Raw genomic sequence first — 5,735 nt, 5'->3', positions numbered from 1 at the left:
CTCGCGGGCGATGCTCGACTTCTTCGCCGCGCACCCGCTGCGGGCATCCTGACCGCCGGCGCTTGATGCCGACGCCATGCGGGGGTCGTGGGTCGGTCTGAACGCCCCGGCGCGCACGAACCGGCGCGCGGGTCGTCCAGGCGGCCCGCAACGGCCAGTCATCCGTGATCGCTCCCGCGGCCCCGGGTGCCCGGGATCTCGTTGGCATCAGACGTCCATATCGTGATCAGAGTCGCGCAGGTCCGTCTCGGTGGCCCGCCAGATCTCGGTGCCGTTCTCCGAAACGATCACCGCGCGGGAACGACAGCGGCGGCTGGTTGCTCGCGGCCTGGAACCGGGCCGTCTCATACGGTCTCCGGTTGAATGCTTCGGTTGCGTGCGCACCCTCCCCTCTCTGCGGGGGAGGGTGGCCCTCGCGTGAGCGAGGGTCGGGTGAGGGGAGCGCGCTGTCCGGAACCGTCGCTCCCCTCTCCCGACTTAGCTCACGGGCCACCCTCTCCCGCAGAGGGGAGAGGGAAGAGCGCGCGGGTTACGGGGCGCGCCGCCTCCCGAACCAATCAACCGGAAACCGTATCATACACCTTCGTCGCCAGATCCTGCGCGTCCCGCTGGTCCCTGGCTTCCGCGAGTTCGCCCTCTTCGAGCGCGTGGCCGCCGCGTGCTTCGGACATCAGCTTGTGGGTGTAGCGCACCGCTGGCCTCCCGTCAGCGCCGAGCATAGGCCGGACCGCGGGACCGTGCGAGGGGCCGTGACGGGGGGTGTGGGTTGGTGTCTCAGTTTGAAATGTGGCTGGAACGTCCGCAATGGGTGGTAAGCGGACTACGCCTCTCTACAGCGTCAGTTGGCTGATAGCGTGTGGTCGCGGGCTAGAGCATTTTCCAGCGAGGTGGATGCCGACTCGCGTGAAGAAAATGCGGCTACATAAGGAATTAGAGCATCTTCCGTGATCCGAAGATCATGGAAAATGCTCTGATCTGAGAACCTCGTGCGCGGCGACGTTGACCCACGCGTCGCCGCCGAGGCTCGGCTCCGCCCTCAGCCAATTGCCCACGATCCGGTAGCCGAGCGTATAGCCGAGCCAACGCGGATAGCGCCCGCCGAACCCGAAGAACCACGCGCGGTGATCGTGACCGTTTCCCACGAGCGTGGCGTGATCGGGAAGGTTGGCCTTGAGCACCGCGTCGGTGACGGCGCATTCCCAGGGCTCGGGCGGCGTGCCGAACACGCGGCTCACGAACTGGCCCGCCAACCCCTCGCTGACCAGGGCTTCGCCCAGCGTCCAGCCGTAGCCGGGACCGGCCATGCGCAGGCAATGATGCGCCTCGTGCGCCACCGTCCTGCGAAGGCCTCCATCGCGCAAGGCACGCGCGAAGTTGGGGTTGTCGGGATCGAGCGTCAGCGCGAACAGGCTCGCCCGATGGGCGCGCCCCAGTGTGCCGGTCTCGGGGATCGTCGCACCCGGAAGGCGCTCCACGAGGATGTCGAGCGGGGGCACGGGCAGTACGTCCGCGATGGCCTTTCGGGCAATCTCGACCTCCGCGGTGATCGCAGCGCGCCACGGACGCAGATCGCCGGACGCCTCAAGCCAGTGCAGTTGCCAAGTCATCGCAGCATCCACGCTGAATCTGGTGCGTCATCCTGATGATCGAAGCTCGACGGGGCAACGTCCGAGCGGGATCGGAAGCGGCCGGCTGAGCCCGGTCACATTTCAAGCTGAGACACCACCAGACGGGGAAGCCGGACCGTTCGGCGTCGAAGTTCAAGCCGGGACGCTACGACGGCGCATAGGGCTGGACGACGTTCGGCCGTAGTTCGCCCTGCACGGCCGCGGCTTGGTCGGCCGGAAGTTCCTCGATGCTGATCTGCAGGCTCGGTCCGCCTGCCGTTTCGAACGCTTCGCGTGCCTCCGCCTCGCTATCGGCCAGCACGATCAGGCGGTGCGTGTCGGACACGGTATCGACCGGATCGGGCAAGGACATCTGCTGGGCTATGAAGACGGGCATGGTCCACCATGCCATGCAGGCCCGTCCCCACCAAAGCCGTGTCGATCCCGTCGGACTCCAACCCGATCACGATCAAGCGCCGCGACGCCCGGCGGGGCGGGCCGGTCTCACACCGCGACGTTGTCGATGAGCCGGGTGCGGCCGAGATGGGCCGCCGCCAGGACGCGGGCCGGGCCGGCGACGCGCTCCAGCGGCGCCAGCGTCTCGGCGTCGCACACCGCGAGGTACTGCACCGCGAAGCCGGCCGCCGTGAGGGCCGCCGCGCCCCGCGCGAGCGCGGCCCCGGTCTCACCCCCGTCCCGCGCCGCTGCGGCGACCTCCGACAACACGGCGTGCAGCCGCGGCGCGACCGCCCGCTCCGCGGAGGTGAGGTAGCGGTTGCGCGAGGACAGGGCGAGGCCGTCGGCCTCGCGCAGCGTCGGCACGCCGCGGATCTCGACGGCGAGGTCGAGGTCCCGCGTCACCTGCTGGATCACCCGCAACTGCTGAAAGTCCTTCTCGCCGAACAGCGCGATGTCCGGCCGCACCTGATTGAGCAGCTTCGTCACCACGGTGGCGACGCCCGAAAAGTGGCCGGGCCGGACGGCGCCGCACAGGCCCTCACTGAGCGCGCCGACCGCGATCCGCGTCGCGAAGCCCGGCGGGTACATCGTGGCCGGTTCGGGCGTCCAGGCCGCGTCCGCGCCGGCCCCCGACAGCAGGGCGAGGTCGGCCGCGAGGTCGCGCGGATACCGCGAAAAATCCTCGCCCGGCCCGAACTGCGTCGGGTTGACGAAGATGCTCGCCACCGTGCGGCCGCCCAGCGCGCGCCCTTCCGCGACCAGCGCGAGGTGCCCGCGGTGCAGCGCCCCCATGGTCGGGACCAGCACGACGCGCGCGCCCGCCGCGCGCCACGCCGCCACCTGCGCCCGCAAGGTCGCAAGCTCCGAGATGCGCAGGTCGGTGGGCTGGGATGACACGGGGGAGCGCTCCGGGGACGCGTGCGGCGGCTCACTTAAGCTGCCGGCCCGGTCCCTGCCAGCGCCCCGTTCAGCGGCAGTCGCCGAGCAGCGGCCGGCCGAAGGGATCGTCGACGCCGAGCGGCGGGGTCAGGCCGTAGTAGCTCGGCTTCGCCAAGCCGTAGGTCGAGCCGACGTAGCTCGGGTCGTCCGGCGCGTTGGTCGGAACCGGCGCCCGGCGCGGGCGGCATCCGGCTTGGCGGGGGGCCGGGGCGGGCCGGCGCGGGCTCGCGTCGGCGCCGTCGCCGCGCGGGAAGTAGCGGGGCGCGTCGAAGGCGGGGTCGGGCCCGCGCGCGATCAGGTCGGCGGCCATCGTTGAGCCCGTCAGCAGGCCCAGCGTGAGACCCAGCACCATCCCGCTCGAACGCATGCGCCTGCCGATCCCCGCCGCCCGACCATCGCGCCTCATGGTGAACGCGAGGTTACCTCGTATGATCTCCAGTGGGTCGGGTCCGCCGTGCTATCGGCGGCGGCGCGCACCGGCATGGCTGAGCGAGGCGTGATCGTGCGATCTGGGTCCCGACTGTCCGAACGCTGGTTCAACCTCGCCCTGTGGCTCATCGCCGTCGTGTTCGCGGGCTTCCTGATCGGCCTCGGCTCCCTCGCCGTCGGCGACCTGCCGCAGGTCGAGCACCACGACACCCTCGACGCGTTCCTGGACCGCGACCGGGCCGGCCCCGCCGCCGATGCCCTGAAGCAGACCCGTCGCGCGCAGGAAGACAACCGGCGCCAGGGCGAGCAGGCGCAACTCGCCCTCGACGCGGCGCGCGCGGCCTCGGCGGCTGCGCGGGAAACCTTCGCGAACTGGCTCAGGACCCGCGACGCGACGCAGCGGGTCGACCAGGACCCCGGCCTCGTCGCGCGCACGCAGCAGCTCGACGCGCTCAAGGCCGCCGAGCGCGGAATCGAGGAGCGGCTGGAGGCGCTGGCCAAGGCCGGCCTCGACCTGTCCGAGCAGGAGGCCGCGCAGGCCGGCCTCGACGCCGCCCTGCGCACGGACGCCCAGGAGAAGCTCGAGGCCGCCGAGCGCGGGCAGGACCTGCGCGTGTTCGGCTACCGGCTCGCCCTCACCCTGCCGCTGCTGGCGCTTGCCGGCTGGCTGCTGCTGCGGCGGCGGCACACGCGCAACTGGCCCTTCGTGTGGGGCTTCGCGCTGGCGGCGGCCTTCGCCTTCTTCGTCGAGCTGGTCCCCTACCTGCCGAGCTACGGCGGCTACGTGCAGTACGGCGTCGGCGTGATCGCGACCCTGATCGCCGGGCGCGCGGCGATCGACGCCCTCCAGGCCTACAGCGCGCGGCAGCGGGCGGCCGAGGCGCGGCCCGATGCGGAGCGGCGCACCGAGATCGCGACGGACCAAGCCCTGCAGCGCCTCGCCAAGAAGGTCTGCCCCGGCTGCGAGCGGCCCATCGACCTCGCCAACCCGTCCGCGAACTTCTGCCCGCACTGCGGCATCGGCGTCTTCGAGCGGTGTCCGGCCTGCGACCAGCGCCGGAGCACGTTCGAGCGGTTCTGCTACGCCTGCGGCGCGGCCGGTGCCGCGGCGACCGCGCACGAGGCGCCCTCACCCGGCCTTCCGGCAGGCTGATGCGTTGGGACACGGCGTGGACGCGACGATGACGGACGACACCCTCTTCGCCCCGGCGAGCGGGTTCGGCCGGGCGGCGATCGCGGTGATCCGCGTCAGCGGGCCGGCCGCCGCCGCGCTGGTCACGGCGCTCGCGGGGCGCCTGCCCGTGCCGCGCCGGCTGTCGCTGCGAACCCTGCGCGACCCCGCTGACGGGTCCATCCTCGACCAGGCGCTGGTCGCTTGGCTGCCCGGCCCGGACACCGTCACCGGCGAGGACATGGCGGAACTCCATCTCCACGGCGGGCTGGCCGTGCGGGCCGGCGTGATCCGGGCGCTCTCCGCCTTTCCGGGCTGCCGGGCGGCGGAGCCCGGGGCCTTCACCCGCCGGGCGGTGCTGAACGGGCGGATGGGCCTGACCGAGGCCGAGGGCGTCGCCGACCTGATCGAGGCGGAGACCGAGGCGCAGCGCCGGCAGGCCCTGCGCCAGCTCGACGGCGTGCTCGGCCGGCAGGTCGCCGCGTGGCGGGCGGAGGCGGTCGACTGCCTCGCCGGAGCGGAGGCGGCGCTCGACTTCTCCGACGAGGGCGACGTGGACGAGGCCGCCCTCGATGCCGCCCTGTTCGCCCGCGCGGCGGCTTTGCGCGATGCGGTCGCGGCTGCGCTCGCCGACGGGCGCCGCGGCGAGCGCCTGCGCGAGGGCTTCCACGTGGTGCTCGCCGGCCCACCGAACGCGGGCAAGTCGACCCTGCTCAACGCGCTCAGCCGCCGCGACGCGGCCATCGTCTCCCCGGTGCCCGGCACGACCCGCGACGCGATCGAGGTGCGGCTCGATCTCGGCGGCCTGCCCGTCATCCTGGTCGACACGGCGGGCCTGCGCGAGACCGCGGACGCGGTCGAGGCCGAGGGGATCGCGCGGACCCGGCGGCGCATGGAAGCGGCCGATCTCGTGCTGATGCTGGAGCCGCCCGGGGCGGCGGCCGCGGAGACTGCTGCCGGCCCCGCCCGCGTCCTGCGGCTTCGGACCAAGTGCGACGTGGCGGACGGCTCGGGCGCGGGCGGGCTCGCCGTCTCCGCACTGACCGGAGCGGGCATGCCGGCGCTGCTCGCGGCCATCCAGGCCGAGGCCGGACGGGCGCTCGGCGGCGGCGATGCGCTCGTGACCCGCG

General features: G+C 72.9%; 7 protein-coding genes. 2 read left to right on the top strand and 5 right to left on the bottom strand.

Annotated features, from left to right (window positions below; genetic code table 11):
- Nucleotides 1-557: 557 nt before the first annotated feature.
- From ACFE8Y_RS20505 to ACFE8Y_RS20485, 5 genes are all read right to left on the bottom strand, one after another.
- Nucleotides 558-692, bottom strand: coding sequence for a hypothetical protein (locus tag ACFE8Y_RS20505; RefSeq protein WP_375466217.1), 135 nt, complete (start codon nucleotides 690-692; stop codon nucleotides 558-560).
- Nucleotides 693-956: 264 nt separating this feature from the next.
- Nucleotides 957-1,607: a DUF2268 domain-containing putative Zn-dependent protease gene (locus tag ACFE8Y_RS20500; protein WP_375466216.1), complete on the bottom strand. Its 651-nt coding sequence runs from the start codon at nucleotides 1,605-1,607 to the stop codon at nucleotides 957-959.
- Nucleotides 1,608-1,773: 166 nt separating this feature from the next.
- Nucleotides 1,774-2,019, bottom strand: a complete 246-nt coding sequence (locus tag ACFE8Y_RS20495; RefSeq protein WP_375466215.1) for a hypothetical protein — start codon at nucleotides 2,017-2,019, stop codon at nucleotides 1,774-1,776.
- A gap of 92 nt (nucleotides 2,020-2,111) precedes the next feature.
- A complete protein-coding gene (gene panC / locus ACFE8Y_RS20490) occupies nucleotides 2,112-2,963 on the bottom strand; it encodes a pantoate--beta-alanine ligase (RefSeq protein WP_375466214.1) in 852 nt (283 codons plus the stop codon).
- 70 nt (nucleotides 2,964-3,033) lie between these two features.
- Nucleotides 3,034-3,372: a hypothetical protein gene (locus tag ACFE8Y_RS20485; RefSeq protein WP_375466213.1), complete on the bottom strand. Its 339-nt coding sequence runs from the start codon at nucleotides 3,370-3,372 to the stop codon at nucleotides 3,034-3,036.
- Nucleotides 3,373-3,507: 135 nt separating this feature from the next.
- Here ACFE8Y_RS20485 and ACFE8Y_RS20480 point away from each other — a divergent pair, with 135 nt between their 5' ends.
- Together ACFE8Y_RS20480 and mnmE are read left to right on the top strand one after the other, a co-directional pair.
- Nucleotides 3,508-4,587 (top strand): zinc ribbon domain-containing protein, encoded by a 1,080-nt coding sequence (locus tag ACFE8Y_RS20480; RefSeq protein ID WP_375466218.1) that lies wholly within the window; start codon nucleotides 3,508-3,510, stop codon nucleotides 4,585-4,587.
- A 28-nt stretch (nucleotides 4,588-4,615) separates the two neighbouring features.
- The coding region (gene mnmE / locus ACFE8Y_RS20475) for a tRNA uridine-5-carboxymethylaminomethyl(34) synthesis GTPase MnmE (protein ID WP_375466212.1) at nucleotides 4,616-5,735 on the top strand (1,120 nt) is incomplete at its 3' end.

The organism is uncultured Methylobacterium sp., assembly GCF_964242245.1.
Lineage (GTDB): Bacteria > Pseudomonadota > Alphaproteobacteria > Rhizobiales > Beijerinckiaceae > Methylobacterium.
The sequence above is the reverse complement of the archived record's forward strand: the minus strand, read 5'-3'. Positions and strand labels throughout refer to the sequence as shown.